Source organism: Halomonas sp. 113 (assembly GCF_904067645.1).
Lineage (GTDB): Bacteria > Pseudomonadota > Gammaproteobacteria > Pseudomonadales > Halomonadaceae > Vreelandella > Vreelandella titanicae.
Genome location: NZ_LR881453.1, coordinates 775,361 through 802,164 on the forward strand (window position 1 = coordinate 775,361; position 26,804 = coordinate 802,164).

The 26,804-nt window shown below is 50.6% G+C and carries 32 protein-coding genes; 16 read left to right on the forward strand and 16 right to left on the reverse strand.

Annotated features, from left to right (window positions below):
* Window positions 1–48 precede the first annotated feature (48 nt).
* Entirely contained in the window at window positions 49–480 is a 432-nt protein-coding gene (locus YERSI8AC_RS03785) for a DUF808 family protein (RefSeq protein ID WP_236557230.1), read from the forward strand.
* On the opposite strand, the gene YERSI8AC_RS03790 is transcribed toward YERSI8AC_RS03785, so the two are convergent.
* From YERSI8AC_RS03790 to YERSI8AC_RS03815, 6 genes are all read right to left on the reverse strand, one after another.
* Window positions 429–1,064: a helix-turn-helix transcriptional regulator gene (locus YERSI8AC_RS03790; RefSeq protein ID WP_422822510.1), complete on the reverse strand. Its 636-nt coding sequence runs from the start codon at window positions 1,062–1,064 to the stop codon at window positions 429–431. The genes YERSI8AC_RS03785 and YERSI8AC_RS03790 overlap by 52 nt on opposite strands.
* Before the next feature lie 932 nt (window positions 1,065–1,996).
* Window positions 1,997–2,905 (reverse strand): MFS transporter, encoded by a 909-nt coding sequence (locus YERSI8AC_RS03795; RefSeq protein ID WP_236557424.1) that lies wholly within the window; start codon window positions 2,903–2,905, stop codon window positions 1,997–1,999.
* Window positions 2,902–3,594: an HAD family hydrolase gene (locus tag YERSI8AC_RS03800; RefSeq protein ID WP_159176122.1), complete on the reverse strand. Its 693-nt coding sequence runs from the start codon at window positions 3,592–3,594 to the stop codon at window positions 2,902–2,904. The genes YERSI8AC_RS03795 and YERSI8AC_RS03800 overlap by 4 nt, the downstream gene beginning before the upstream one ends.
* Before the next feature lie 3 nt (window positions 3,595–3,597).
* Window positions 3,598–4,821, reverse strand: coding sequence for a beta-ketoacyl-[acyl-carrier-protein] synthase family protein (locus tag YERSI8AC_RS03805; protein WP_159176123.1), 1,224 nt, complete (start codon window positions 4,819–4,821; stop codon window positions 3,598–3,600).
* Entirely contained in the window at window positions 4,818–5,039 is a 222-nt protein-coding gene (locus YERSI8AC_RS03810) for an acyl carrier protein (protein WP_159176124.1), read from the reverse strand. The genes YERSI8AC_RS03805 and YERSI8AC_RS03810 overlap by 4 nt, the downstream gene beginning before the upstream one ends.
* Window positions 5,032–5,961 carry an AfsA-related hotdog domain-containing protein gene (locus YERSI8AC_RS03815; RefSeq protein WP_159176125.1) on the reverse strand — a complete coding sequence of 310 codons (930 nt, stop codon included), beginning with the start codon at window positions 5,959–5,961 and terminating at the stop codon, window positions 5,032–5,034. Before YERSI8AC_RS03815 ends, YERSI8AC_RS03810 begins: the two co-directional genes overlap by 8 nt.
* Window positions 5,962–6,864: 903 nt before the next feature.
* Here YERSI8AC_RS03815 and YERSI8AC_RS03820 point away from each other — a divergent pair.
* On the forward strand, window positions 6,865–7,812 hold the full coding sequence (locus YERSI8AC_RS03820) for a DUF808 domain-containing protein (RefSeq protein ID WP_159176127.1): 948 nt from the start codon (window positions 6,865–6,867) through the stop codon (window positions 7,810–7,812).
* A 90-nt stretch (window positions 7,813–7,902) separates the two neighbouring features.
* Here YERSI8AC_RS03820 and YERSI8AC_RS03825 read toward each other — a convergent pair whose 3' ends face one another.
* Window positions 7,903–9,075, reverse strand: a complete 1,173-nt coding sequence (locus YERSI8AC_RS03825) for an MFS transporter (protein WP_159176128.1) — start codon at window positions 9,073–9,075, stop codon at window positions 7,903–7,905.
* An 88-nt stretch (window positions 9,076–9,163) separates the two neighbouring features.
* On the opposite strand from YERSI8AC_RS03825, the gene YERSI8AC_RS03830 reads away from it, so the two are divergent.
* The gene (locus YERSI8AC_RS03830; protein WP_159176129.1) at window positions 9,164–9,664 is read left to right on the forward strand and encodes an Lrp/AsnC family transcriptional regulator; all 501 of its coding nucleotides are present in this window, start codon (window positions 9,164–9,166) and stop codon (window positions 9,662–9,664) included.
* A 75-nt stretch (window positions 9,665–9,739) separates the two neighbouring features.
* On the opposite strand, the gene YERSI8AC_RS03835 is transcribed toward YERSI8AC_RS03830, so the two are convergent.
* Window positions 9,740–10,648, reverse strand: a complete 909-nt coding sequence (locus YERSI8AC_RS03835) for an AraC family transcriptional regulator (RefSeq protein WP_159176130.1) — start codon at window positions 10,646–10,648, stop codon at window positions 9,740–9,742.
* 137 nt (window positions 10,649–10,785) lie between these two features.
* Between YERSI8AC_RS03835 and YERSI8AC_RS03840 the strand changes: the two genes are divergently transcribed.
* Window positions 10,786–11,181: a VOC family protein gene (locus tag YERSI8AC_RS03840; protein ID WP_159176131.1), complete on the forward strand. Its 396-nt coding sequence runs from the start codon at window positions 10,786–10,788 to the stop codon at window positions 11,179–11,181.
* A gap of 2 nt (window positions 11,182–11,183) precedes the next feature.
* Window positions 11,184–12,182: a saccharopine dehydrogenase NADP-binding domain-containing protein gene (locus YERSI8AC_RS03845; RefSeq protein WP_236557231.1), complete on the forward strand. Its 999-nt coding sequence runs from the start codon at window positions 11,184–11,186 to the stop codon at window positions 12,180–12,182.
* On the opposite strand, the gene YERSI8AC_RS03850 is transcribed toward YERSI8AC_RS03845, so the two are convergent.
* Window positions 12,175–12,570 (reverse strand): VOC family protein, encoded by a 396-nt coding sequence (locus YERSI8AC_RS03850; RefSeq protein ID WP_159176132.1) that lies wholly within the window; start codon window positions 12,568–12,570, stop codon window positions 12,175–12,177. The genes YERSI8AC_RS03845 and YERSI8AC_RS03850 overlap by 8 nt on opposite strands.
* Entirely contained in the window at window positions 12,567–13,202 is a 636-nt protein-coding gene (locus tag YERSI8AC_RS03855; RefSeq protein ID WP_159176133.1) for a TetR/AcrR family transcriptional regulator, read from the reverse strand. The genes YERSI8AC_RS03850 and YERSI8AC_RS03855 overlap by 4 nt, the downstream gene beginning before the upstream one ends.
* An 84-nt stretch (window positions 13,203–13,286) precedes the next feature.
* On the opposite strand from YERSI8AC_RS03855, the gene YERSI8AC_RS03860 reads away from it, so the two are divergent.
* Window positions 13,287–14,033, forward strand: coding sequence for an SDR family NAD(P)-dependent oxidoreductase (locus tag YERSI8AC_RS03860; protein WP_201304177.1), 747 nt, complete (start codon window positions 13,287–13,289; stop codon window positions 14,031–14,033).
* Between the two features lie 286 nt (window positions 14,034–14,319).
* Window positions 14,320–15,201, forward strand: coding sequence for an alpha/beta fold hydrolase (locus tag YERSI8AC_RS03865; protein WP_159176134.1), 882 nt, complete (start codon window positions 14,320–14,322; stop codon window positions 15,199–15,201).
* 77 nt (window positions 15,202–15,278) lie between these two features.
* Here YERSI8AC_RS03865 and YERSI8AC_RS03870 read toward each other — a convergent pair whose 3' ends face one another.
* On the reverse strand, window positions 15,279–16,199 hold the full coding sequence (locus YERSI8AC_RS03870) for a DMT family transporter (RefSeq protein WP_159176135.1): 921 nt from the start codon (window positions 16,197–16,199) through the stop codon (window positions 15,279–15,281).
* A 93-nt stretch (window positions 16,200–16,292) separates the two neighbouring features.
* Here YERSI8AC_RS03870 and YERSI8AC_RS03875 point away from each other — a divergent pair, with 93 nt between their 5' ends.
* Together YERSI8AC_RS03875 and YERSI8AC_RS03880 are read left to right on the forward strand one after the other, a co-directional pair.
* Entirely contained in the window at window positions 16,293–17,201 is a 909-nt protein-coding gene (locus YERSI8AC_RS03875) for a LysR substrate-binding domain-containing protein (RefSeq protein WP_159176136.1), read from the forward strand.
* 141 nt (window positions 17,202–17,342) lie between these two features.
* A complete protein-coding gene (locus tag YERSI8AC_RS03880; protein WP_159176137.1) occupies window positions 17,343–18,281 on the forward strand; it encodes an Rpn family recombination-promoting nuclease/putative transposase in 939 nt (312 codons plus the stop codon).
* A 25-nt stretch (window positions 18,282–18,306) separates the two neighbouring features.
* Here the strand turns inward: YERSI8AC_RS03880 and YERSI8AC_RS03885 are convergent, their stop codons facing one another.
* The 3 genes from YERSI8AC_RS03885 to YERSI8AC_RS03895 form a co-directional block, all read right to left on the reverse strand.
* Entirely contained in the window at window positions 18,307–18,687 is a 381-nt protein-coding gene (locus YERSI8AC_RS03885) for a GFA family protein (RefSeq protein WP_236557232.1), read from the reverse strand.
* The gene (locus tag YERSI8AC_RS03890; protein ID WP_159176138.1) at window positions 18,644–18,952 is read right to left on the reverse strand and encodes a hypothetical protein; all 309 of its coding nucleotides are present in this window, start codon (window positions 18,950–18,952) and stop codon (window positions 18,644–18,646) included. Before YERSI8AC_RS03890 ends, YERSI8AC_RS03885 begins: the two co-directional genes overlap by 44 nt.
* A 519-nt stretch (window positions 18,953–19,471) precedes the next feature.
* Window positions 19,472–19,846 (reverse strand): GFA family protein, encoded by a 375-nt coding sequence (locus tag YERSI8AC_RS03895; protein ID WP_159176139.1) that lies wholly within the window; start codon window positions 19,844–19,846, stop codon window positions 19,472–19,474.
* Between the two features lie 305 nt (window positions 19,847–20,151).
* On the opposite strand from YERSI8AC_RS03895, the gene YERSI8AC_RS03900 reads away from it, so the two are divergent.
* Both YERSI8AC_RS03900 and YERSI8AC_RS03905 read left to right on the forward strand, forming a co-directional pair.
* Complete coding sequence (locus YERSI8AC_RS03900) at window positions 20,152–20,973, forward strand: type IV toxin-antitoxin system AbiEi family antitoxin (protein ID WP_159176140.1); 822 nt, start codon at window positions 20,152–20,154, stop codon at window positions 20,971–20,973.
* The gene (locus tag YERSI8AC_RS03905) at window positions 20,963–21,880 is read left to right on the forward strand and encodes a nucleotidyl transferase AbiEii/AbiGii toxin family protein (protein ID WP_138801337.1); all 918 of its coding nucleotides are present in this window, start codon (window positions 20,963–20,965) and stop codon (window positions 21,878–21,880) included. The genes YERSI8AC_RS03900 and YERSI8AC_RS03905 overlap by 11 nt, the downstream gene beginning before the upstream one ends.
* Before the next feature lie 647 nt (window positions 21,881–22,527).
* Here the strand turns inward: YERSI8AC_RS03905 and YERSI8AC_RS03910 are convergent.
* Entirely contained in the window at window positions 22,528–23,367 is an 840-nt protein-coding gene (locus tag YERSI8AC_RS03910; RefSeq protein ID WP_138801336.1) for an EamA family transporter, read from the reverse strand.
* 96 nt (window positions 23,368–23,463) lie between these two features.
* On the opposite strand from YERSI8AC_RS03910, the gene YERSI8AC_RS03915 reads away from it, so the two are divergent.
* From YERSI8AC_RS03915 to YERSI8AC_RS03935, 5 genes are all read left to right on the forward strand, one after another.
* A complete protein-coding gene (locus YERSI8AC_RS03915) occupies window positions 23,464–24,375 on the forward strand; it encodes a LysR family transcriptional regulator (protein WP_159176141.1) in 912 nt (303 codons plus the stop codon).
* Window positions 24,376–24,457: 82 nt separating this feature from the next.
* Window positions 24,458–25,045 (forward strand): Rpn family recombination-promoting nuclease/putative transposase, encoded by a 588-nt coding sequence (locus YERSI8AC_RS03920; RefSeq protein ID WP_138801334.1) that lies wholly within the window; start codon window positions 24,458–24,460, stop codon window positions 25,043–25,045.
* A 295-nt stretch (window positions 25,046–25,340) separates the two neighbouring features.
* Entirely contained in the window at window positions 25,341–25,610 is a 270-nt protein-coding gene (locus YERSI8AC_RS03925) for a hypothetical protein (RefSeq protein ID WP_081742660.1), read from the forward strand.
* A 3-nt stretch (window positions 25,611–25,613) separates the two neighbouring features.
* Window positions 25,614–26,138 carry a helix-turn-helix transcriptional regulator gene (locus YERSI8AC_RS03930; RefSeq protein ID WP_009286823.1) on the forward strand — a complete coding sequence of 175 codons (525 nt, stop codon included), beginning with the start codon at window positions 25,614–25,616 and terminating at the stop codon, window positions 26,136–26,138.
* A 34-nt stretch (window positions 26,139–26,172) separates the two neighbouring features.
* Window positions 26,173–26,355, forward strand: coding sequence for a hypothetical protein (locus YERSI8AC_RS03935; RefSeq protein WP_039858808.1), 183 nt, complete (start codon window positions 26,173–26,175; stop codon window positions 26,353–26,355).
* A gap of 40 nt (window positions 26,356–26,395) precedes the next feature.
* Here the strand turns inward: YERSI8AC_RS03935 and YERSI8AC_RS03940 are convergent, their stop codons facing one another.
* On the reverse strand, window positions 26,396–26,770 hold the full coding sequence (locus tag YERSI8AC_RS03940; RefSeq protein ID WP_039858811.1) for a GFA family protein: 375 nt from the start codon (window positions 26,768–26,770) through the stop codon (window positions 26,396–26,398).
* Window positions 26,771–26,804 lie beyond the last annotated feature (34 nt).

A 26,804-nucleotide genomic window follows, 5' to 3' on the forward strand; every position in this document is an offset into this window, starting at 1 on the left:
TGCTATGAGCTTTACTATCTGCAACTGTTATTCACGGAGGAAGCACCCATGGCCATAGGCGGCTTAATAGGCTTACTGGATGACATTGCCGCATTGGCGAAGTTGCCCGCAGCATCATTAGACGATGTGAGTGCCGCCGCTGGGCGTGCGAAGGCGGCCGGGGTGGACGGCGGTGTTGCAAGGGTGGCATCGGTAGAGAAGGGGTCGGAGGCCGAGAAACAGATCGTGGGTGGCGTCATTCGTACCGACCTGATTCTGTCCGCCGAAATCATGGTGATCGCGCTTGCCACTGCCTACCATCAGGGATTCTGGTCACAGCTGGCGAGCCTAGTAGTGGTGGCGTTTTTCATCACTATTTTGGTGTATGGCGTGGTGGCTGAGGTCTGCAAGCAGTCCATTAAGTCATCTCCATTCTTGGAGCATTCCCCTTATATCAGCCCCATCGATGTGGCCTTAAACAATGCGTGCTTAACAGTATAGACATTCATCTTTTCAACTATATTATTGGTATGGAATCTAACTGTTCGCTCAGATAAGTCCAGTATAATGCTGATTTCGTTGTATGTTTTACCAAACTTAAGAAGGTTGGCGACTTCTAGTTCTCGTAGAGTCAGCTCTTTATAGTCAGGTGTCTCTTGGTTCTTCTCAAAAATACTTAAAAGGTTGTATAAATGCAGCTTCGTCATATCATCAAAATTTTTATTGAATTGAGATTCGGAGTTGTTAGTATAGATAGTTAAAATAGTCTTGGAGTTCCAGGTGTTTATAGAGAAAGAGATTCCGAGAGATATGTTATATGTTTTTGTAAGATAGGTAATGTCTGAGTCGTAGTACTCTTCTGGTGACCACTTGAAAGGCGTTATGTGATGCTTCGCTTCTTTAACTATGTCGCTTTTAATATACATTTTCCTATTTAGAAATTCAGTCTTCCACTCTTCTGGAAGGCTTGTTTCTAAATCAATTTCCATCCCGTTACGGATAGTTAATAGCGAGTATCGATCCTCACCGAAATTCATTAAATACGACTTGAGCATGAGGCCTAGCCTGCTGCAACTATCTACCATGAGGTTTCACCATAGATATCTTAGCTGATTTAATGTACCGACTACATCTTTTAATATGAGACTAACATAAATTAATATACCGCTAACCTAGGTATTTTTCAAGGAAACCTAGCTACATTCTAAATTCAAGAACGCGAGGTGAGTGATATTGCGGTCATCGAGTGCCTAAATCGTCATATCTTCGGTAATACCGGCATCAAGCCGAACGCCGACGCGGCAAATGCCGGAAACGGTAGGCCATCGAGTGTGCTTAACTCTACTGTTTGTTCCTTCAGGTAGCTCTCGTCGGGGTTGATCGACAGAGCCGTTGAATAGTTTTATAGAAGAACGGGTGCTTTCACCCACAGTGGATGGCTGCTTGAAATTATGTTTTTGCAGAAATGTATCAATTATAAAAGAGGTTACCATCCACCTTTTTTAAGCCTATCTTATAAGTCAGCTGGGTTTAATATTCGGCATACTTTTTCCTTTCAATAATTACCATCAGCAGAAATAGCCCTAAGCACATTGTCAAAACGCCATTCCAACTGCTAATTGTGTATACAATCGATGAGGTGAATCCACCTGCGGCACCGCCCAACATGAAGAATGTCATATAATTACTAGCTGCTTGCGCCTCCTTTCCCTTGCTTCTAGAATATAATTTCTTTTGGTTTGATACATGAATGAGCTGGATTAATGCATCAAACAGTGCAGTGAATCCTCCTAGCCTGGATTTCTCATAGCACCTCAGCCAGTACCGCACTCAGGCTCTAACACCGCTAAACACCTATTGGCTCGACTTACATCGGCTACTTTTTAACCACTTTTCGTCGTTCAGACACACCTCCCCGCGAGAAGGTCAGCTTTTCAGGTACCATTTTGGAAGCGGCTGTTGGTGCTTGATGGATTGGTTAGGTTCTTGAAATCATAGCACTTTCAGCCGCTTTCCTTTATACCCTGTGAGAAATCCAGGCTAGCCAAATTAAACTGTTTGGTAGTGCTATAGCGCATGCCAATAGTGCAATTCCAGTCATGAAAAGCCGGAGACTTGTCTTGAATATCGATCCAGTTATAACCGGAGCGTAAATAGCAACAAGTGCTCCTAATACCCCCAAAAGAGAGAATAAGGCGATTTCTGTTGTAGAGAAGTCGAGTGACTGGTCAAGGTAAGTCGCAATATTAGTCCAGAAGGCTGTAAATGAAAACATCGTTGCAAAGCCATAGAAACAATATAGTCGGACGCTTCTATCTTCTAAAGTTGCCATAATATTGTTGCGTATGACATTCAAGTAACTAATATTCTTTTCTTTACCCTCACTATTAGGCTTCATGTTTTTAAGGACAAAGGTTGCCCCCAAAAGCATAAGAAAAAAAGAAACTATATAAATGCCACGCCAACCTAAGAAGTTTGATAAAATTCCTGATGCGAATCTAGATCCAATAATGCCAAGAAGAACACCTCCCATAATATATCCAATGATATTCTCATGTTTTTTATCTCTGTTATAAAAAGCAATTATCAAAGGAACAGAAGATGCGCCCACTCCTATGAGCGCATATCCTCCAAGGAGTATGTTGAAGTTAGTCGAGAAATAGACCAAAAACAAGCCTGTGCAGAGACATATATAGAGGGCACCAATGATTTTTCTTCTATCTATTACATCAGCAACAGGAATAAAAAAGATTAATGATAGAACATTTCCTATCAGTTGTGCTGTGAATAGATTGGTGCTTTGTACATAGGTTATTTCTATGGATTTAGATATCATTAAAAATAAAGGCTGAATGTAATACATATTTGCGGCCGTGAGGCCACAAATAATGGGGATTGCAATAATAATTAACCTGTCTTTTGTCATGACCAAAGCGTACCTCCAGTTAACATTTTATCGATGGAAAAGATATGATCTTCATCTATATCTGAAAAATATTTGACCATATGCTTGACGCCAGTGCGTTGCATTTCCATAAGTTGAAAATTATGATTCATTGATGCAGGTACACCGATAAATCCAGAACCAATAGATTTGCAAGTCTCTGCAACACGATTAATGTCATCAATGAAAATAACCTCACTTGGATTGCAACAAAGAACTTCTTCTATAATTTGTAACATGCCAGGTCGTTTAGCATTAATATCAATATAGGGGGTTTCTGAGTCAAAGAGATTTTTATATTTTGATAAAAATCGGTCAAAACTATATTCGCGATTCCTCCCACCATACGATATGACTTTCATGCCAAGTTTGTTAAATACCTTTAAAGGAACTTCTATTTTAGGCATAATCTCAACTGGGTGTTCTTCTAGATACTCTTCACGAAGCTTAAAGAAATCACTAATTACCTTTTCACCTGGGTGTGGTAACTTACATGCTAATGAAAGGTTGTGACCAGCAGTAATCTGAGGAGAACCCCAGACAGAACGTTCGATCGAAGAGGTATATTCTACTCCATATTTTTCTACGAACTTCTTTATAACAGGGCTATATGTGTCGTTTAATAATACGCCATCTGTATCGATCGCAATATATTTTATATTCTTAAGCATGATCTATTCCTCTTGTCCAAATATAAGTACTGCATTTTGCCCACCAAAACCAATTGATGAACTCATTACTGGCAATGAGTTTGAAGATTTAGTAGTTTCTCTATTAATGTTTATCTTTATATCATCGTCAATGATATGGAGACCGGCTGTGCCAGGAATCGTATCTGTCTTTAGTGCTTGAATCGATGCTATTGCTTCAATTGCTCCTGAAGCGGCGAGTGGATGTCCTGTTACGCCTTTTGTGGAGGCAACAGGAGCTGTTAACCCAAATATGTTTTCATATACTGTACTTTCTAAACGATCATTCAGACTGGTAGCTGTTCCATGAGCATTAATATATCCAATCTCAGTTGGCTCTATATTTTCTTCGGAAAGTGCTTTTTCTACTGCTTGTGTAAGACCTTTACCGCTTGGTGTAGGTGTGGTCATGTGATAAGCATCAGATGAGGAGCCATAACCGAGTAATCTTGCATGTATATTTGCTTTTCTTTTCTGAGCTTGGCTTTCGTGTTCTAAAACAAGGAATCCAGCTCCTTCAGATATAACAAAGCCATTCCTTTCTTTGTCAAATGGTCTTATACTTCCTTCTCCAATGTTATTGCGAGAAAGAGCTCCCAACTTGGCGAATGCAGTCACTACGTTCTTTGTAATGGGTGCCTCCGATCCTCCTACGATTACAGTGTCGCATTCGCCGCTTTCTATCATTCTTTTACCACGACCTATCGCATCCGCGCCGGAGGCACACGCTGTGCTTAAAAAATATGAAGGACCAGTGATACCTAAGTGAACGGAGATGTTAGCGCTTGCCATGTTTGTCATTGTTGACAGAATGTATGATGCGCTAACACTTGCCGGACCTACTTCTGCTTCATTGTTAATAATCTTCTCTAATGTGCTGATTCCAGCAAGCGAATTTCCGACGATAATTCCAATCCTATTTGAAGGAAAATTATAGCCTGGTTGAATATTCGCATCGTCTAAGGCCTCTTGGGCAGCATAAACAGCGTATTGTATAAATGGATCGACCCGTGTAAAGGCTGCTTGTTTAAATCTGAGTTTTGGATTCCAATTACTTAAGGGACAGGAATATTTAACTGGTGCGTTCTCCAATCTATGATCATATTGCGTCAAGACTTTCTTTTGTACAATATTATCCCAAAACTGACTAACAGTTGCCCCTGCAGAGCACAATACTCCCATTCCCGTTACCACAACTTTATTTGTCATTTTTTTAGCCTCTCTATAGAATCTTCAATATCCTCTAATGTCATTTCTGACATCAAAGATAACGACTCGCTTGGAAGTCCTAGAGTTGCTTCTAGCCCTGACTGTAACTCCACGATAGAAATGGAATATAAACCTAGTTCATTCAAAGTTTTATTTTCTGAAATGGAGCCTTCTTCCATTTCAAACATATTGATCAAAATTGATTTTATCTCATTCATTGCATTCAACCTCATTGATATAAATAAAGAAAATGGATAGTCTTATGCCTTCTTGTAATATCTCTATAATGCAGCGTGTAGTATCATTGCTAGAGTCTTTTCGAATCAGTCTGACTAGTAGTTCTTGGTTGTTTTCTGCATATTTGTAAAATTTTGCAAAAATTCTTTTGATGTAAATATTTTCTATTTTTTTCTTTGATTCTTTGATAGTGCAATACAAACAGAATTGTTTAGCTGACTCCGTAAGGTTATATCCAGTTATATGATCCTGTTTGTGGTCATTGAGTATGCGGTTTTGGGATGGTACTACTATATTTGCAGCTCTTGTGTGACCTGTTTTTCTTATATTTCTGATGCAAACGTCTTTTGGATATTTACATCCTACTTCGTATGGTTCCACCTGAGGAAGGCCATATGCTGTGTGCAACTCAAATCCACCATATTTAACTGATTTTGAAATATTTTCCCCTCTTATTGTTTCATACGCTCTGGCGCTTATGTGACATACAATGATGCTAACCTTACCTATTGTTCTTTCGCCAGATCTAAAATTTACAATAAATTTTTTTGTATGTGAGAGATGTGTGTCTAATATCCTTAAGCTTGCAATAAGGGTATGGTTTTGGGGCTTTTCTTGATAAAGCTCTAGTCGCCATGACTTTAATATGAATCGTGTATTGCTATTTATTTTTAATATCTTGTGCGAAGCAAGTGTTTCTAATTGTCTTGCACATTCGATAAGATACATGGGGTTGATGTATTTTTTGCTGCTACATATTTCTGAAAAATGTTCTTGGTCGTTCAGGAGAGATATCAAGGCAGAAATGCTTGACGCTGTTGTTGATTCAATTTTATTGATGTAAACAGCTTGCGGATTAGCCTTGTGGGTCATTGATATCACTGTCGTGTTATCAGTTTCCATATTGCCTCCTGGCCTTAAGCTGGCTTTATCTGTATATCCGAATGCTTGATTTGAGGATAATTTATTAACTTCTATACGTAACCTGTCAGAAGTGACAGTGCGGTCCTTTGATATGCTAAGTGCCTTTACATAAATTTCTTATGCTTAAAGACATTTAAAACCAGGCAATTACAATATTTTTTTGCGTGTTTTTTTATAATCATTTGCTTAAGTATTATGAGCGTGCTTGGCAGCACTGAGACCAAATCTCGTGCCAGCGTTGTTACGCCAGTGCAGCAGTATTATGGCCAATCGCTTGTTTATCGCCTTGACGGATCGATACGCAAAATGCGTAGTTGCGCCGCCTGTTGTTGGATGGGGTAGAGTTAAGCAGTGGTAAACGCATTTAACTTTTAACCTAAACGAGCAGAAACTGAAGGCTCCGGCGGCTGAGAGGTTGCCGATGGCTTTGAAGTATTAAGAGGTGCCCTGGCCCGCGCTGGAGAGGCACTCTATACGCGACTACATGAGCGAACAGCCCCAACTGCTCAAAGAGTGAGGCGTGCTCTCGACGCTAGATGGAAAACTGGTATTCACTCAGGACTTTCTTTTTATCCCCCACAACAGCAACTGGCATATTGGTAGGCTGCAGCGCCAATGGTCGGCTGGCTTGGAAAGGTGCTAGCGGTAAAACCTTGAAAGCCATTCAGGGTGAGCGCTTGGCGAGTATTTAATATGTGCTTACCGTGCTTCCCTCAGGCTCAATACAATTCTCCACTTGATGCCGCTTTTGAGCATACTCAGCGGGTGACAGTTAATTGAGAGGGAGACTGAAACAACACTGCACTTGCGGCAAAAGAGGCGATGCGCCCAAGTCGCTGTGTGTTTTACTATCTGCAACTATTATTCACGGAGGAAGCACCCATGGCCATAGGCGGCTTGATAGGATTACTGGATGACATTGCCGCATTGGCGAAGTTGTCCGCAGCATCACTGGACGATGTGAGTGCCGCCGCTGGGCGTGCGACGGCGAAGGCGGCCGGGGTGGTGGTGGATGATACGGCGGTGACCCCGCAATATTTGCAGGGGGTGGCAGCGGAGCGTGAACTGTCGATTGTGAAGCAGATCGCGCTGGGGTCTATTCGCAACAAGCTGATTTTTATCCTGCCGGTGGCTCTGCTGCTGAATCACTTTTTGCCCGCACTATTGCCGATCATCCTGATGATAGGCGGCACCTACCTGGCTTTTGAAGGCGCGGAGAAAGTCTGGCACAAGCTTTCCGGCAAGCATGACGACGATAAGCCAGCGGTAGAGAAGGGGCCTGAAGCCGAGAAAAAAATCGTGAGTGGCGCCATTCGCACCGATCTGATTCTGTCCGCCGAAATCATGGTGATCGCGCTTTCAACCGTTTCCCATCAAGGGTTCTGGTCGCAGATGGTTAGCCTAGTGGTGGTCGCGTTTTTCATCACTATTCTGGTGTATGGCGTGGTCGCGCTGTTGATCAGGATGGATGATATCGGCCTGAGGCTCGCCCAGCGGGATAGTTCGGGAGTGCAGGCCCTGGGCCGTAGTTTGGTGACTGCTATGCCCAAGGTGCTAGCGACCATCTCGGTCGTGGGAACCGTCGCCATGCTCTGGGTGGGTGGGCATATCCTGATGGCCAATCTTGGTGCCGACGGTACGGGTTGGTTCAACGCTCCCTATGAGTGGGTACACCATATTGAGCAAGGCATTAGCGAGGCAACCGGTGCCTTGGGTGGCACGCTGGGCTGGAGCTTCAATACGCTGTGTTCTGCGGTGATTGGCTTCTTGGTGGGCTCAGTGGTGGGGGCGCTGCACCTCATTCCCACCAAGAAGGTGCATGCCGAGTAGGTGCGCGCCGAGAAGTAAGTATCAGGCATCTAAATGCACGCCATCAAGGCGGGCATTTTTGTGAGATAGGGGAGGGTATTTCCCGTGACCTTACTCTGCCAGCGCCGCTGAATATTGCTGACCGGCGCTCGCCCAGGCAATGACAGCCAAGCCTAAAGCGATCAGCGAAAGGATAGCGCCCGCCCAGTTTGGAGAGGCCAAACCGAACCCGGCGGCAATCGTCGCGCCACCCACCCATGCGCCGATGGCATTACCCAGGTTGAACATGCCGATGTTCACCGACGCTGCCATGGTGGGCGCGCCTGCTTGGCTGGCACGGTCCATCACCAGTTTCTGGATCGGGGAGACGGTGGCGAAGCCAAAGGCGGCCATGAGGAAGACAGAGGCCGAGGCCACAACGCTGTTCCCAACGCCCAGCCAGAAGACGAAAAGTACCGCAGCCTGCGCGGCAAGGGTTACAAACAGCGTTCCGAAAAGTGAACGGTCAGCAAAGCGACCGCCTATCCAGTTACCAACCGCCAGACCCAGCCCGAACAGAACCATCAGTTTTGCCACACCGGTGTCGGTAAACCCTGCCTCTTCGACCATCATCGGGGCGATGTAGGTAATAGAGGTAAAGAAGGCGGCAGGGCCGAAGACGGTAATACCCATGGCGAGGAGCACCTGTGGGTCTGCGAAGGCACGTAGTTCACTCTTCAAGGCGATGGCCTTGCCCGCTTTGATTGAGGGTACTAGCAGCGCGACGCTGATGACGGTGATAAGACCGATCCCGGCAATTAACCAGAACACTAGCCGCCAACTGTAGGCCTGCGCGAGCCAGGTGCCAGCAGGGACACCGAACAGGTTTGCCATCGTAAGCCCAGAGAACATGAAGGCGATAGCACTTGCTTGACGGTCTTTCGCGACCAGCGAGGCGGCGATGATGGAGCCAATACCGAAGAAAGTGCCGTGGTTGAACGCCGTTATAATACGGCCCGCCAGCGCGATGGGGAGCGTCGGCGCCACGGCCGTGATCACGTTACCTAGCGTGAAGATGAGAGCGAGGCCAATTAGCATCGTTTTACGTGGCACCTTGGCGCCTAGAACCGTCAGGATGGGCGCGCCCACGAACACGCCTAGCGCGTAGGTGGTGGCCATTAAACCTGACGTGGGTATATCGACGCCGAAATCCCTGGCGATTTGGGGAAGGATGCCAGCGACAACGAATTCAGTCAGTCCGATACCGAATGCGCCAATCGCCAACGCGAAAAGTGCTAATGGCATAATAGTGTCTCCGTATATGATATTTTCAATCGAATGTGGTTCGGTTATATTTATTTTATTGAAAATAATATTCGGAGGTAAAACGATAATGGTGTCGTCAGATAAAGAAAAAGATGCTATTCGGCAGATAAAGCATCACCCGGCTGAACTTGATTCAATTGACCGAAAAATATTAGGCGCTCTCGCCGAAGATGCGTCGCGTAGCTACGCTGAACTCAGCAAAATCGTGCACCTCTCCGCCCCCGCTGTGCATGACCGCGTAAAAAGGCTAAAGCGCGATGGGGTCATCAAGGGCACCGTCGCCATACTGGACGGCTGCAAGCTTGGCCGAACGCTGCTGACTTTCTTGCTGGTCGATACCAGTAGCTACAGCGCCACGCGCAAACTACTGGCCTTTGCCGACAGACCCGAAGTAGAAGAGCTGCACACTGTGGCAGGCGATGGCTGTGTGCTCATTAAAGTACGCGCGGCTAACACCGAATCTCTCGAAGACTTCCTGATGGAGATTCAGAGCCTTGAAGGCGTCAGGTCTGTCCGCAGCTACATTGCGCTTTCAACCTTCCTGGAAAGAGGCCCATCGCCAGATTAAGCAATTCTGGAAACAGCATCATGGAAGTTTTCGCAGAGTAAGGAGAAGAGCTCGTCCTTTCTTTACTTTGTACTGCTATTGGTCGGGTTTTGCCTGAAAGCCTCGCTTCATGTTGGCAACAATCCGCGCAGCATCTTTCGCCGGAGGCCGACCGAAAGTGCGGGCATATTCCCGGCCAAACTGCGTGGAGCTTTCGTATCCCACTTCGTGAGCGGCCTCCGTGACACTGTAACCAGTGGAAATCAGTAGTGTTCGAGCCTTAAGTAGCCGCACCTGCTTCTGATACTGCAAGGGGCTGAGCGCCGTTACGGCTTTGAAATGGCGGTGGAACGCAGAGACGCTCATGGCTGCTTCCTTGGCCAGTGCCTCCATCCGTAAGGGCCGTGCATAGTCGTTACGAAGTCGCTGAATGACCTGGTGCACCCGTGCCAGGGCGGTGTCTGGTGTGGCGATGTCGCGCAGCATCCAGCCCATTGGCCCCTGAAGCACGCGATAAAGAATCTCGCGTTCGTAGGCGGGTGCAAGCGCCGCAATGTCGGCTGGCTGCTCCATCAAGCGCAACATGCGCACCCAGGCATCGAGCAGTTCCGGCGTCACTGCTGCTACGGAAAACCCCGTGGCATGCCCGGCGCTGCTGCCAGCATTAGGCAGTTCCGAGAGCAGGCCTGCCAATAGGGTGGCGTCCAGCGTCAGGCTTACCGCAAGGTAGGGTTCTCCCGAGTTGCTACTACGTACAACCCCCGCTGCGGGCAGATCAACCGACATCACAAAATAGGTCGCGGGGTCGTAGTGCAGGGTGCGCCCGCCCACGGTCATGGATTTGCTGCCCTGCAGGATCAGGTTGACCATGGGGTCGTACACGGCGGCAAGCTCGTGTTCCGGAATGGCACCTTGCACCATCGCCACCCGGGGAATACCGGTCTCGGTACGGCGGTTTTGCGCATGGGCAGCCAGGCGGCGGAGTTCGTTGAGTTGTTCTTCCATGACGCTATTGAATGCCAGACCAGGAGCAGGGGCAAGCGAAAAGCAGGAATAGGCAGGATTGCAGTAGGAACAGGCGGGGCGTTAGGTGAGTGGTTGCCTATGATGGGAGACTAACTCTTACTCTAAAGGAGTCTCCCATGCTTGATCATATTTTCCTCACGGTGAGCGATACCGAGCGTTCCATTGCTTTTTACGAGCGAGTGCTACCCCTTTTGGGAATTACTAACCGCCACGATTTTGACGGCCATGATGGCCCGCCTGGCCACCCTGATCTGAAGGGGTTCGGTGCCAAGGGGCGTGTGTTTTTCTGGCTAAGGCAGGGAGAGGCGGCGCCCGGTGCGGTGCATGTGGGCTTCGTGGCAGTGTCCGAAGAGGAGGTCAATGCCGCCCATGCCGAGGCCATGGCGGCGGGCGCCACCGAGATCCACCCGCCTGGGCCGCAGCTCCATTATGACCCCCGTTATTACGCCGCGCAGGTCAGGGATCTTGACGGCTACACCCTAGAGTTTGTCTACAAAAGTTGGCAGCACTGACCATGAAAACATTGATGATCTATGGCGCCGCCGGTTACACCGGTGGTATGGCGGCAGAGCATGCTGCATCCGCAGGTATTCACCTGGTTGTTGCTGGGCGAGCGAAGGATTGTGAGTCGCTGAACATATTGGCAGGGCGTTTAGGCGCTGATATTCGACTCTTTTCGCTTGATGACCCAGAGGCAATCGCAAGGGGCCTTGAAGGCATCTCTGTTCTGCTCAACGCCGCCGGGCCTTTTATGAAGACGGCCAAGCCGCTGATGTCGGCCGCCATTCGTGCTGGCGTGCACTATCTCGATTTTTCGGCCGAACTCGAGACCTACCGGCAGGCATTGGCGCTCGACGGGCAGGCGCGGGCTGCGGGTGTGATGCTGCTGCCGGGAAGCGGCGGCAGCGTCGCGATGCTGGGAAGCTTGGCGGGGCATGCCGTGGCGCGAGTCAGCAACCCGCGCAAGATCAGTATCGCTTTGAAGGTGGCGGGGGGAATGTCGAGAGGGTCGGTGACCAGCGCGAGCCAGAACATCACGACGGAGACGCTTCATCTGGTTGGCGGAGAGCTAGTTGCACGCAGCCCAGAAGAGGTGCGCGACTTCGATTTTGGCGAGGGCCCGCTATCGTCATTCCCTGTCACGCTGCCCGACCTCGTGACACTCCACCAGGCGACAGGCGTAAGTGATATCGAAACCTTCGTGCATGTGACGGCGGGTGCGTTCCCTACGGAAAACGCCAACGAACTCCCTGCGGGGCCCAGCGCAGATGAGCGGGCGGCGAACCGCTACCATGCGGTTGCCGAAGTGACCGATATGGACGGTTCGGTGGCGCGCTCGGTGCTGGATACGGTGAACGGTTACACCTTCACGGCCATGGCGGCGGCAGAGGCTGCCCGGCGAGTGCTTGCCGGTGAGGTGCGGCCCGGCTTCCAGACCCCTGCGGGCCTGTTCGGCCACGGCTTTGCCGAGACCATCGCCGATACGCGAATCACTGATATTCCCATCAGTTGACCTGCTGACAGACCACTTCCACGTTGACGCCGTCCGGGTCTAGCACATAGGCGGCGTAGTAGTTGTCGTGATAGTGGGTGCGAATGCCTGGTGCGCCGTTATCCTCCCCACCCGCTGCCAGCGCGGCGCGATAAAACGCATCGACAATGGCTCGTTTTGCTGCGGCGAAGGCGATATGAACGCCTTCGCCCGGCTGCTCGTTGTCGTGTATCCATAGCCGTGGGTAGCCCTCCATCCCAAAGCCATGCCGTGTGCCGCCGCTGCGCGTGCGGTCTGGCCCTACGGTGATAATTCGGCTGAAGCCCAGCGGGGCTAGCGCCTGTTCGTAGAAGCATCGCGATATTTCCGCATCGCGTACGGCGAACTCGACATGGTCAAGAATACTCATGTGTCTTTGCTCTCATCGGGTGTATGAAGAAAGGTTGCAAAGGCCTGGCCAGCCAGTTCGGCTACGGCAAGCAGGCGAGCCCTTGAGCGGCCAGCGCGCGCGCCTGCTGAAAGACCTTGCAGTGTCGTCACGACGTAATCGGCAAGTTTTCGTGCCTGGTGCGGCTGACTTCTCTTGATGTAGCCCTCGATAAAGTCTGCCGCTGCGTCGCCATAGGCGTTGGCCAGTTGGCGGGCCTGAGGATCATCGGCGCGCATGCCTTCAGCCACCATGCAGCCACGCTTGGCTTTTGACTTGGTGTAGAGCCGCACGGCCTGCCGTAGTAAATCATCGATCGCTTCCGACAGAGGCCGGTCGGGCGTCAGGATCTTGTCTGCTGGCAGGTTGGCTTCTGCCACGTAGATTTCTAGGCAGCGTTCATAGAGCCCCGCCTTGTTGCCATAGGCGGCGTAGAGGCTAGGCGGATTGATGCCCAGTGCACGTGTGAGCTCGGCAACCCCTACCGCGTCGTAGCCGCGTTCGTGAAATAGATCTTTTGCAACGGCCACTCCCGCCTCTCTGTCGAAGGGACGTCGAGGTGAGCGTTCTGCCACACGTTCGCCAGCGCCTGTTTTGGATGGTTTGCTTTTCATATTGATAATACCGATTGACTCTTTTGTTTGTAGTGATCACTATAGAATTTCTTTAGTGATCACTATAAACTGAAAGGTGATGCTGTGAAACAAGACATGAACCGTAACATTGCTGTCGTGACCGGCGGTAGCAGTGGTATCGGGTTTGCCATCGCCAAGCGCTTGATCGATGACGGAGCCGATGTGGTGATAACGGGAAGGCGGCAGGCGGTATTGGATGAGGCTGTGCACAGGCTGGGCAGCAGCGCTATAGGGATAGTGGCCGATGTCGCCAGTGCTGCGAGCTTGGCGTCTTTCTATGAGTCCGTGAAAAACCGCTTCGGGCGTATCGATATCCTGGTGGCCAATGCCGGTGGCGGCAGCCACGCACCGCTTGGGCAGATCACCGAAGAGCAGATTGACCAGCAGCTCTCGACCAACGTTAAAGGCGTGGTGCTGACCGTTCAGGGGGCGCTGGGATTGATGGGCTCTGGTGCCAGCATTGTGATCGTCGGTTCCTCGTCCTCAATAGACCCAGGGCCGGCCATGAGCATCTACGGTGGCACCAAAGCAGCCGTGCGCAACATGGTGCGCAGTTGGGTGGCGGAACTGAAGGGAACAGGCATCCGCATCAATATCCTGAGCCCCGGACCCACCAATACGGCTTCATTGCGCGAGGCATTCGGCGAGCACGCCGAGGAAGGCATGGCGTTCCTGACAGCCAAAAGTCCGCTAGGGCGCATCGGTGAACCGGAGGAGATTGCCTCCGTTGCTGCCTTCCTGGCCAGCGATGCCGCCAGCTATGTTAACGGGGTGGAATTGTTTGCTGATGGTGGTGCTTCGCAGACATAGTGAGGAACCGGCACCGTTGGATAGAGCTATACAGTTCCTGGCTATCCTCATCTGCCATTGGCTGAGCTAATGGAAAAAGGCTGCCTTAGCCCCTCCCAAAAGCCCAGAAGAGTTAGTAATTGCCGAGCTATTAATGTAAGTGGCTACTATCGTCAGGAGCTTGATACGAGGACATCAGATATTAACCAGCGAGTCGCACGGTGCTGTAATTAGGTGGCTGCTAAACTCAAGCACTAACAGGCTCGGTAACGGCTTGGCTGTCAACGATAAAAAGGGAGGAAAGTGAATGCCTGGACATGACGAAATTGAACTTGGCGGTAAGCGTTTCAAGCATGCCATGGTAGATGCTGGAGATGTCCGTTTGCACACTGTATCAGGTGGCAAAGGCTTTCCCATTTTGCTTATGGCAGGCTTCCCGCAAAGCTGGTACGCGTGGCGTCGCATCATGCCGATACTTGCTGACCATTTTTACGTAGTCGCAATAGATTTACCTGGGCAAGGTGATTCCGACAAACCGGTAGATGGCTATGATACACAAACGGCTGGCGATCGTATCCATGCGCTAGTTAAGGAGCTTGGTTTCGAGCGCTATCACATTGGTGCGCATGATATTGGTTCGTGGGTCGCTTACCCCTTTGTGGCGCGATTCGCCGATGAAGTGGGTCGGCTAGTCTTGCTTGACGCTAATATCCCAGGCGTGACGTTAAAACCAACAGTTGAGGTGGGGCCAAACATCTGGAAGTCATGGCACTTCTTTTTTCACCAAGTACCGGATGTCCCTGAGTTTTTAATCACTGGTCGGGAGAGAAGTTATATCGAGTGGTTCTTTCAGCGGAAAACTTTTAATCCCGCCGGTACTTTCTCAACAGCTGATATAGATGAATATGAGCGCGTCTATAAGCAACCCGGAAACCTACGTGGGGCGTTAGCTTATTATCGTGCAGTGCTTGATGACGCCGAGCAGAATACGTCATTAGCGGCCAAAAAAATTGAGACGCCAATCTTGGCTTTGGGCGGTGATTTCGGCATGTCGCCTGATATTTATGACGCTATGAAACCATTAGCGACCCATGTGGAAGGTGGGGTCATTCAGAACTGCGGTCATTACATGCCTGAGGAGCAACCGGATGAAATCGCCGCTAAAATGATCAAATTTTTTAATGGCTGAATAGTATTTCTACTGTGCGCCTATCGAGCTCTGTGTGGATGTAATGGCCGACTGACGATGCCATTCTTTTTGCAGGTTTAAATACGCCGTTGCCGTAACACCATCACTCCCGCCATTAAGATCATGCCCATACCCAGCCAGGTCATGGCATCGGGCACTTCGCTGAATAGCAGGTAGCCCCAAAGGCTGGCAAAGATGAGGTAGGCGTAATCAAAGGTGCCGATCAACGCCGAAGGGGCTATTTGATAGGCCCTTGCCACCCCGGTATTCACAATGATCAGCAGTAGCGCGTAGGCGCTCACGATCAATAACGCTGTGGCGTCTAGCGGTTGCCAACCGGCGAACAGGAATGGCGCGTGTTCAGCGAGCGATGCTGTGCTGTTGATTGCCACCAGCACACTGAAGAGACTGCCTGCTGCGAGGAAGGCTAGATTTAATCCCAGGGTGAGAAGTAAGGGGTGCTCTCTTTGGCAGTGGTGGCGAGTGACCAGCATGGCTAGCGCATAAAAGAGGGCGGCAAGCACGGGTAGAAGTGTGGCAGGAGTGAAGGTGTCGCCGCCAGGGCGCAACACCACCACCACGCCCAGGAAACCGCAGAGAATGCCTAGCCAGGCCTGGCGTGAAAGATGCTCGCCCGCCCCAAAAGCAGCCAGCACGGCAATAAACAGCGGTGTGGTGTAAATGGCGACCGCTGCCACCGAAAGCGGAATTAGCGGTAGTGCTGCGTAGTAGGCTATCCACATCAGTAACAGAAGCAGGCTTCTTATCGCCACCCAGCGGCGTGATTTTACCTTGGGGCGGGGGCCTGAATGGCCAATGATCAACCCTAACAGTATCGGCAGCGATAGTGTGGAGGCGATGACATAGAGTTGCCATAGCGACATACTGGCACTCAGATACTTAACCAGGGCGTCGGTCAACGCCAGCAGAAACACAGCCCCCACGATAAGGCTTATGCCCTGTAGGATATTATCTTGTGGTTCAGCGGTGGCCTTCATTGCAGCGTTCCAGAGTTGAATTCCGCTCTAGAATGCCGCTGCCTCTAGCAGTGCTTCAAACAACTTCTGCGTCACAATGCATGAGCTCAGATTATGGATAACTTCATCAAGTCTCTTCCACCACTGGCGACGCTACGACCCTTTGAGGCTGCTGCCAGGCTGGAAAGCTTTTCGCGCGCGGCCGAAGAACTTCACCTGACCCAGGCGGCTATCAGCCGACAGATCCGTGCGCTAGAGGAAGACCTTGGCGTGATGCTTTTCGAGCGCCGTAATCGCAGTGTGTTTCTTACCCGCGAGGGGCGCGAGTTTGGCCGAACGGTCTCCCAGGCGCTGGAGAGTATTGCTACGGGTGCTCAGGCGCTGCGCGGCGACCCGGATGATAAGCGCGTCGTGTTGTTCTGCCAGTTATGCGAAGCGTTCTATTGGCTGATGCCAAAGCTGGCTGACTTCAATCGTCGTTATCCTGAAATTGAGATACAGCTGGCGACCTCGACAAGGCCGATTATCGAATTTAGTGGCAGCTTCGACATTGCGCTGCAAACCAACGGTAGGCCTAGCGGGAGCCATCGATTGGTGTTTACCGCCGAGGACGAGATATTTCCGGTCTGCAGCCCTGCTTACCTGAAAGGGGTCACTACGCCGTTGAGCCTCAACGCTTTGCTGAACCAGCGACTACTGCACCACCACGCTGACCCGGCGGATTGGCTGGAGTGGGATGACTGGTTTCGTGCCATGGGGCACTTTGAACTCTCATCAGCGGAGAGTGCTGTTTTCGACAGCTATCCACTGCTACTGCAAGCGGCTGTCGCGGGGCACGGTATCGCCTTGGGATGGCGGCGCACAACGCAACGCTTAATTGAAAGTGGCGAACTGATCCGCCCGGTGGCCGAGAGCTTGCCCCAGCACGATGCCATCGCCCTATACACACGCCAGGGCGCGCCCCAACGCCCTGGCAGCGAAGCGTTATTGGGCTGGCTGCGTGAGATGTTGGGTGAAGAGTGATACTAGGGCTTGGTTTGTATATATACGCCGTTAGCCAGATAGCGGGCAGAGCGATCATTACGCCTCTGCATCACATCGTGTGAATGTTTTCCAGGTAGCTGAGCATGCTATTCTGGCTTGGATCGATTGTCAGAGGTCTCCATGGTCAGCAACCATCACGATACCGGCTACAAAGAGCTGTTTAGTTATCCTGAATTTGTTCAGCAACTCGTCGAAGGCTTTGCGCCCGCCGAGATTGCCCGGTTAATGGATTTTTCTACCCTGAAAAGCCAGAGCGGCAACTACATTACGCCACTGTTCGAAGAAAAAATTGAGGACGTGGTGTGGTCAGTCAACGTTAACTGGCAAGGGGTAACGCAAGAGGTGTACCTGTACATCTTGTTGGAGTTTCAGTCCTCGGTGGATCGCACCATGCCGGTTCGGCTGATGCACTACGCCGCTTGCTTCTACAGTGAGTTGCTCAAGCAGAAGGTCATCACACCCGGCAAGGGCTTACCGCCGGTGTTTCCGGTAGTGCTTTATAACGGTTCAGAGCGCTGGACGGCATCGTTAGATCTCTATGACATGATCATGCCGGAACCGCCGGGTCTGCTACAGGTCTACCAGCCACGGATGCGTTATTATTTAGTCGATGAAGGGCGCTATACTGATGAACAGTTAGGCTTGGTGCAGTCGCCGTTAAGCGGGGTGTTCAGTATCGAGAAGGCGTCCACAAATCGCCAGGGGCTTCAGCAAGCTGTGGATCGGATTGTGGCGATTATTCAGGCCGATCCTCACAAAGAGCGTATCGACAAGATTATTACCCGCTGGCTTAAACGCCACTTGCAGCGGCTAGGGGCTGAGGTCGACCTCAATCAGCTCAACAGTTTGGTGGAGGATAAAGACATGTTGGCAGAAAACCTGGAAAACTGGGCTCAGCAAGAACGCCAAGTAGGCATTCAGGAAGGCGAAAAGCTGGGTATTGAGAAAACAGCTCGTAATCTGCTCAAGCTGGGAGTGCTGAGTGACGAGCAGATTGCTGAAGCGACAGGTCTGGCTTTAGATGAAGTGGTGAAGCTGCGCATTGAAGGTAAGCGCTGATCTGAGCGGCCGCTCTTGAGCATGCTCAACCTTCCCGATCCCGGTCATATCGCTCCACGGCAGGGAAGGGTGGCAACCAATGTTCACGTCGAATGTTCCAAAGCTCATACGTCGGTTTCAGTTGATTGGGTGAATCAAGGGCGCCAAGGTGTATTTCGATTTCTTCCTCGCTTACCGAAAAAACCGACGAACTGCATGCTGAACAGAAGTAGCGCCCCTGATAACGGTGCGGTTCGCCTTCGATAATGACAGCTTGCTTGGGATAATCAGCAGCCGCATAGAAAAGCGCTCCGTGAGGAGGATCATGGGGTTTGTGCGCAATCACTTTACTGATGAAAAGATCGTGAACAGGTTCTAAGGGGTCAGTCAGAGACGCCCTCGCAGTTGTCGTGATACAGCGGGGCATCGGTGCCCAACACTAGGCGCTTGGTGGCGTGATTGTAGTAGAAGCGACCGGACTCGGTGCGTGAAAGCTCATAGTCGCCGCACACCCCATAGCCCTTGTTGACTTGTATCAAGTGGGAGATTTCGGCCGGTGCCTGGCTGTCGAGGCGTTCAGATATAGTCGCGGCGATGTGGGCATCACGCTGAGCCTCGGAATAGGCCTGGCTACCGAATACCAGGCCAGCAACGACGAAAATGGCGACGACGGGAATCCATAGGTTATGCATAGAGTGTCCAGTTAGAGGATATAAAAGTGCATGAATTCGGTAGAAAGATTATTTAGCTGAATAATAACTTTTTGCCCATCCAATTTCATTGGTTGGCGAGTAGTTGGTTTACACAAGGATCCGCGCCAACCTTACGACACTAAACTGCTCTACAAGAATGAAGGTCTTGCGGAGGATCTGTTCAGCACCTTTCTAACCTACGTTACCTGCTCGCCGTGTCCTGTACCTCGACCGGCCTTGCACAAAAGAGTTGAGAGCATGGCCCGGACAGCCGTCTGTAGTGATTCACTGATTCCGGACACCAATCGCCCCAGCACGATTCTATCGCCCTATACACACGTCAAGGCGCGCCTCAGCGCCCAGTCAGCGAAACGTTATTGGGTTGGCTGCGTGAGGTGTTGAGAGATGAGCAGGTTGCTGAAGCTATAGGCTTGGCGCTAGGTGAAGTGGTTAAGTTGCGCACTGAAGGTTAGCGCTGATCGATTGCCTTCTGACCTAAGCGGCAGTCCTTGAACCTGCTCAATCTTGCCGATCTCGTTCGTATCGCTCCACGTTTGGAAATGGCGGTAGCCAATGTTCGCGGCGAATGTTCCAAAGCTCATATGTCGGTTTCAGTTGATTCGGAGCATCAAGAGCACCAAGGTGTATTTCGATTTCTTCCTCGCTTACCGAAAAAACCGACGAACCGCATGCCGAACAGAAGTTACGCCCCTCATAACTGTGCGGTATGCCTTCGATAATGACAGCTTGCTTGGGATAATCAGCAGCCGCATAGAAAAGCGCCCCATGATGCTTGCGACAATCCATACAGTGGCAAATACCTACCCGGAGCGGCTCGCCATTGGCCACGATTCGGATCTTACCGCAGAGACAGCCACCTGTTAGTTGTTCCATTGCCAATCTCCAGAAGAATCATACATTCAAAGTAAGTGGCACTTTCGATTTTGTCTTGCCGCCGTCTCGTTGGTATTTGATGCCAGCAAACCGAGATAAATCGAGCTGTTGCAGGAGGCGGATTCGCCTAAGAGCCCGGAATTAGTTTGTATCTCGGTTACAAGCAGGCGCGGATATTAAGCGGGTAAATCGCCCTCCCTTGGTTCTTTAAAAGATAGATAATTGGTGAACTAAAGGTACACAAAATTTGATGATATTAAAGAGCCTCATGGCAGATTATTTAGTTAAGTGCTAATTTGTGAACCATGAGTACACTTAAAGAAGAAAAGCTAAAGAAGGTGCTTGAAGCCATACCTTCAGGATTCATGGTTGACACCGCATGGCTTGAACGCCACGGTGTCAGCCGTTTCCTTGCTCGCAAATACGTCGATAACAGCTGGCTGGAGCGCGTTAACCGCGGCGTCTTCCGACGCCCCGTGCCGAATGCAACAACGCCGGCCACCATCGATTGGAAAACCTGCCTGCTCTCCATGCAGCATATAATGCGCTATGACATCCATGTCGGCGGTACAACGGCACTTGCCCAACAAGGCTATGATCATTATCTGCGCCTGGGTAATAATGCCTCTGTCTGGGTATATGGCGATGCCACACCCAACTGGCTAAGCAAACTGCCACTAAACGCAACAGTCGAGACCCGTAGCACCTCGCTGTTCGCCGACCCATTGCTTGGGTTGGCCAGGGACAACATCAACGACGAAGACACGCTGCCATGGGACTGGACGCTTAAGATGTCGGCACCCGAAAGGGCAATTATGGAAGCTATGAACGAGCTGCCCGACCTTGAGAGTTTTCACAACCTCGATATGCTATTTGAGAGCCTGACAACGCTGAGACCTAAACTACTGTCAGCGCTGCTGCATAGTTGTAAGAAGATCAAGGTAAAGCGTCTGTTCTTTGTTTTTGCAGATCGCCACGATCACCCCTGGCGCAAGCGCCTCGACCCAGCAGAGTTCAATCTTGGAAGTGGCGACCGCGCGCTGGTAAAAGGGGGCAAGATACATCCGCGCTATCGGATTATGGTGCCTGAAGCGTTTGTAACGGCGGAGGCCAACGATGGCACGTGAAACCTATGAAGCACAGGTCGCACTTCTTGTGCGTATTCTCCCGCATGTCGCCAAGGAGGATGTATTCGCACTCAAGGGAGGCACGGCGATCAACCTGTTCTATCGTGATCTTCCGCGCTTGTCGGTCGATATCGACCTGACCTATCTGCCGGTGAAAGATCGAAACGAGAGCCTTTCCGAGATCAACAACGCGATGGATCGCATTGCGGGGGCCATTGAAGGCGGTATCGTGGGTTCCAAAACACAACGTATCAAGGGCGGCGGTGGTGGTGCCACTCGTCTTCTTGCTCGCATGGGCGGTGTAGAGATCAAGATCGAAACCTCTCCAGTCACACGCGGTGTCGTTCATGAGCCTGAAACGCTTTCCGTCTCCGAAGCTGTTGAAGATGAGTTCGGCTACGCAGAGATGCAGATTGTCTCCTTCGAAGACCTGTTCGGCGGTAAGTTGAACGCAGCCGTCGACCGTCAGCATCCGCGCGACCTTTACGATGTGAAGCTGCTTTACGAGAACGAGGGCCTAACGGATGATCTATTTCGCACCTTTTTGATCTACATTGCGAGTTCGTCGCGCCCCGCGCATGAGCTGCTGAATCCGAATCTCATCAATCTTGATCAGCCTTATACTCAAGAATTTGAGGGAATGACCAGAGCTTCTGTCAGTCTCCAAGAGCTCTTGGACACCCGTAAACGATTGATTGCAGATATTCATTCCCGCTTCGATGAGAACACCAAGCGATTCCTAATAAGCCTGCATGACGGTACGCCCGATTTTGATGCTATTGATCGCCCTCGGGCGGTGGATCTGCCAGCCGTACGCTGGAAGCTTATCAATCTGGGAAAACTGAAAAACGAAAATGCCGCCAAGCATGCTGAGCAACGGAGAAAGCTGGAAGTGTTGCTAGGGTAGGTAGATCGGAGCGGCGCCCTCGGTGTGATATGGAATGTGGACATCACGCTTCACTATCTAAGTCGCTGATTAATGCATCCATCGAGAAATCGTCCACGAATTCACCAGCTCTAGCTTGTCTGGTACCTTGAGCTAGATGTGTACGTAGCGCCTCAAGTTTGCTTTTGCGTTTTTCCAAGCTAAGACTTGTTGACGTCATAGAATGCTTCCCGTGTTCAAAAGTAATAAATATGGATATGGCTGACAAGAAAGGCAAGAGGCCTAATTGGTGCGGTCTACTGAGCATTTCTACTGTTTAACCAACTCTTCTTTACCAACAAGTCCGCTGATTCGCCCATGAGCTGAATAGAAGCCATAATCGGCTCATAATATGAGCTGAATGGAGGCAATCGGCTCGTGTATGGCTAAACAGGGCGCACGAAGAAGAGATCAAACGGAGCTGCTTGAAGCTCTATATATACAAGTTTCTGACGCCTTCCCTGAATGCTTACTGTCCAGACGATTTGCCAGTGGCACAGATCTTGGCTAGGCAATGTGTATTGTTGGGCAGGTCAATATCGAACTGTTGATATGTCCAAACCGAATATTCGGTTTGCGTCGCCACTACAAATCCACAAACTGACACACCCGAAACGGCTGAGTGCTATCTAACCATTCCCCGCCACAATCAACATCGTCGCCACAATAGACAACGCTATCCCCACCATGCTGGTGCCGCTAACCCCCTCCTTGCGAACCAGTGAGCCGAATACGACGGGTATCAGCGGGTACATCGACACAATCACAATGCTGATAATGGTGAGCTGTCCTTGCCGTGATAGCGCATAGAGCGTAAGCCCTAGAGCGCTGATACCGCCCGCCATCGTTGAGAAAAGTGGAAAGCGTATTTGAGCTGGCTTCGTGCGTTGGTAAAACGGCAGTAGACACACGGCACCGTTTAGCATGCATAGGGCGATGCCATACAGCGCCGCATGGTCGGGCACCTGCCCAAGAAAGTGCAGCTGCAGAGAAAACCCCAAGCCTGCACCTAACCCAAAGAGCAGGCCTGTTCTGATTATGCTGCTCATCTGCCCTTTGTTTATCCTACCTCCGCCCGTCGTTAGCCAGATAGCGGGAAGGGCGATCATCACACCGAGCCATACCCAGACGCTGGGCCGCTCGCCAAGAAATACCAAAGAGAGCCCAAGGGCGATGGTTACCATCGAGACAGCGCTAACAGGCACTACGATAGCAAAGGGAGCCTGCGATAAGCCTTTATAAAGCAGCAATGCGCCCAGGGCTGAGCCAAGGCCAGCAAGCGTGCCCCATTTCCAGGTATCTGGCTCCCATTTGGAAAAGAGCAGCGCACCTGCAAGACTGACCAGTGCCCCGCCCAGATGTGTGTAAAAACCAATATTAAGCGGCGGGTAAAATCGGGCGAGCAAGCCATTGATAAAGTGTGTACTGCCGAGCAACAACATGGCGCTTAGTGCCAGAACGATGGACATGGGATTTCCAGGTCAGGATGATAAATGAAAGGCCAGCATAGAAGGCGCTAGTGCGTGGCTGGAAACTCGGTTCGCTCATGGCCGTTATGAGGAGGGATGATGATAAGAGGCGCCGATATCTCTATTGCCCAACTACGTGTGCTGCTTGCGGTAGTGGAAGAGCAATCCTATACCCGGGCGGCGGCGCGACTGGGCGTTAGCCAATCTGGCGTAAGTCACTCAATGCAGGCATTGGAAAAGCTGGCAGGTGGCCCACTTATCACAAAAGCGGCGGAAAGATGGGAGCCGACTGCTTTAGGCGAGTTAGTGCTTACTAGTGCTAGAAAGGTTGTAGGAGAGCTTAAGGTATTGAGCCAGCAAGTGGCCCAGTTTCATAATGAAGTAGATGGAACGCTGAAAATAGGTGTAATTCCCAGTGCATTAACGGGATGGTTATCCCCACACCTTTCTAGCTTAACGAGCCGCTACCCTGATGCCATTAGCCTTGTCCTGGAAGGCATGGAGGAAGAGATAAAGGAGTGGGTGGAAAGCGGCGTGGTTGATATGGGCATAACCACCGATGTGACGCAGCTTAATCTCACCTACTGGTGTGAGCACTTCGATTGGCAGCTATTAAAGAAGGATGAGATCGTTGCTGTTTTACCCGAGAACCATTCACTCAGCAAACAAGCTAGCGTTACGGTAGCGGAGCTTGCCGATCATCCGTTGATTATGTCGTCAGGGGGTTGTGAGGCGCTTATTCAGCAGATATTTGCTCACTCATTGGAGGAAGTCGATATTTTTCAGGTGGATTTTTGGGTACGCGATACGCGCACGTTGTTGCAGATGGTTGATGGCGATGTCGGTGTTAGCCTAGTGCCCACACTGGCGCTAAACAATAAACCAGCGACTAATGTGGTAACGCTGCCGCTATCTCCCCAACGTGACCGGAACCTGATTGCCTTTTGGGCTAAACGGCAGCCGATGAATCAGGTCGGCCAACAACTACTGAAAGAATGCAAAGCGTAACGGGCTTTTCATCGCATGGTGTGAATGTATTACGGATGGATGAGCATGGTAATCTGCCTCGTAACGATTGGCAGAGGTCTCCATGGTCAGCAACCATCATGATACCGGCTACAAAGAGCTGTTTAGTTATCCTGAATTTGTTCAGCAACTCATCGAAGGCTTTGCTCCCGCCGAGATTGCCCGGTTAATGGATTTTTCTACCCTGAAGAGCCAGAGCGGCAACTACATTACGCCACTGTTCGAAGAAAAAATTGAGGACGTGGTGTGGTCAGTCAACGTTAACTGGCAAGGGCTGCAAAAAGCCGTGGATCGGATTGTGGCGATTATTCAGGCCGATCCTCACAAAGAGCGTATCGACAAGATTATTACTCGCTGGCTTAAACGCCACTTGCAGCGGCTAGGGGCTGAGGTCGACCTCAATCAGCTCAACAGTTTGGTGGAGGATAAAGACATGTTGGCAGAAAATTTGGAAAACTGGGCACAGCAAGAACGCCAAGTAGGTCTTCAGGAAGGCGAAAAGCTGGGCATCGAGAAAGGTGAAAAGCTAGGCATCGAGAAAACAGCCCGTAATTTGCTCAAGCTGGGGGTGCTGAGTGATGAGCAGATTGCAGGAGCGACAGGCTTGGCGTTAGAGGATGTGGCTAAGCTGCGCACTGAAGGCCAGCGCTGATCCTTGCTTTCATTTACGTATTCCCGCTTCACACATAAAACGAGAGGGCAGTCCAATTGGCTGCCCTTTCTGTATTTGGTTGCTGAGGATGGCAGACATTCCCCATGCCATGAAAGACCCCAGCGTCAGGTTAAGTGTTGCACCTACTGATATTCTTTCTTAAATTTTTATTAGGGAGTTAAAAGAGACACTTGGGTCTATCTATTTAGATGAACGTCGGCAAGCATATGAATTGCTGCTTCAATGGTTGTCAATTGACAACCATTGAAGGGGGCTTCATACTCAGAGGCAAATAATGACTCGTCCATCACATCCGAAAAAAGAGATCGAAACTGCCCTCAAACATGCGGAAGCGGAGGGCTGGCGAGTTGAAGTCGGCGGTAGTCACGCCTGGGGCAAGATTTACTGTCCCTATAATGATGATGAATGCCGCTGCGGTGAGTTTTGTATCGCGAGCGTGTGGAGTACACCGAAAAATCCCGGCAGCCACGCCCGGGCAATTCGGAGAGTGGTGGACAAGTGCTCGACCCACAAGCGTCGAGACGAAGCGGAGCCGGAGGATTGAAGAATGGAATATATTTTTACGCTGAAATACCAACTGGCTGATAGTGACTCCGACCTAGATGCGCTAGTGGAGCGTTTGGGCGCTGCCGGTTGCGATGATGCTCTGGTGGGCGTGGGGCAGCCGGGCCGCTTGGCGCTGGAATTCTCTCGTGAAGCGGGCAGCGCCGCGGAAGCGGTTCACAGTGCCCTGGTTGACGTAAAAAAAGCGATCCCTTCCGCGCGGCTGATTGAGGCTTCGCCGGATCTTGTTGGCCTGACGGATGTAGCAGACGTTGTGGGCGTTTCGCGACAGGCAATGCGAAAGCTGATGCTCACCCACCGAGCGACGTTTCCTGTGCCGGTTCACGAAGGCAGTGCCTCAATCTGGCACCTGGCGGAGGTGCTTGACTGGTTGATGACCCGAGGGGGTTACCAAATTGATGTTGGCGTGCTGGATATTGCGAAAGTAGCATTAGAAGTGAATATAGCCAAAGAGGCGATCCGCCATCCGGTTAGTAGCCGCGAGGAAATGGAGTTGCTGACCGCGTAGCCAACAGTTCAATAGTTTGTTGGAGAATAAAGACATGTTGGCAGAAAATTTGGAAAACTGGGCTCAGCAAGAGCGCCAGGAAGGCGAAAAGCTGGGCATTGAGAAAACGGCCCGTAATCTGCTCAAGCTGGGAGTGCTGAGTGACGAGCAGATTGCTGAAGCGACAGGCTTGGTGCTAGAGGATGTGGTTAAGCTGCGCACTGAAGGTAAGCGCTGATCGATTACCTTCTGACCTAAGCGGCAGCCCTTGAACCCGCTCAATCTTCCCGATCTCGTTCGTATCGCTCCACGTTTTGAAATGGCGGTAGCCAATGTTCGCGGCGAATGCCCCAAAGCTCATACGTCGGTTTAAGTTGATTGGGTGAATCAAGGGTACCAAGGTGTATTTCGATTTCTTCCTCGCTTACCGAAAAAACCGACGAACCGCATGCGGAACAGAAGTAGCGCCCCTGATAACTGTGCGGTTCGCCTTCGATAATGACAGCTTGCTTGGGATAATCAGCAGCCGCATAGAAAAGCGCCCCATGATGCTTGCGACAATCCATACAGTGGCAAATACCTACCCGAAGCGGCTCGCCATTGGCCAAGATTCGGATCTTACCGCAGAGACAGCCACCTGTTAGTTGTTCCATTGCCAATCTCCAGAAGATTCATACATTCAAAGTA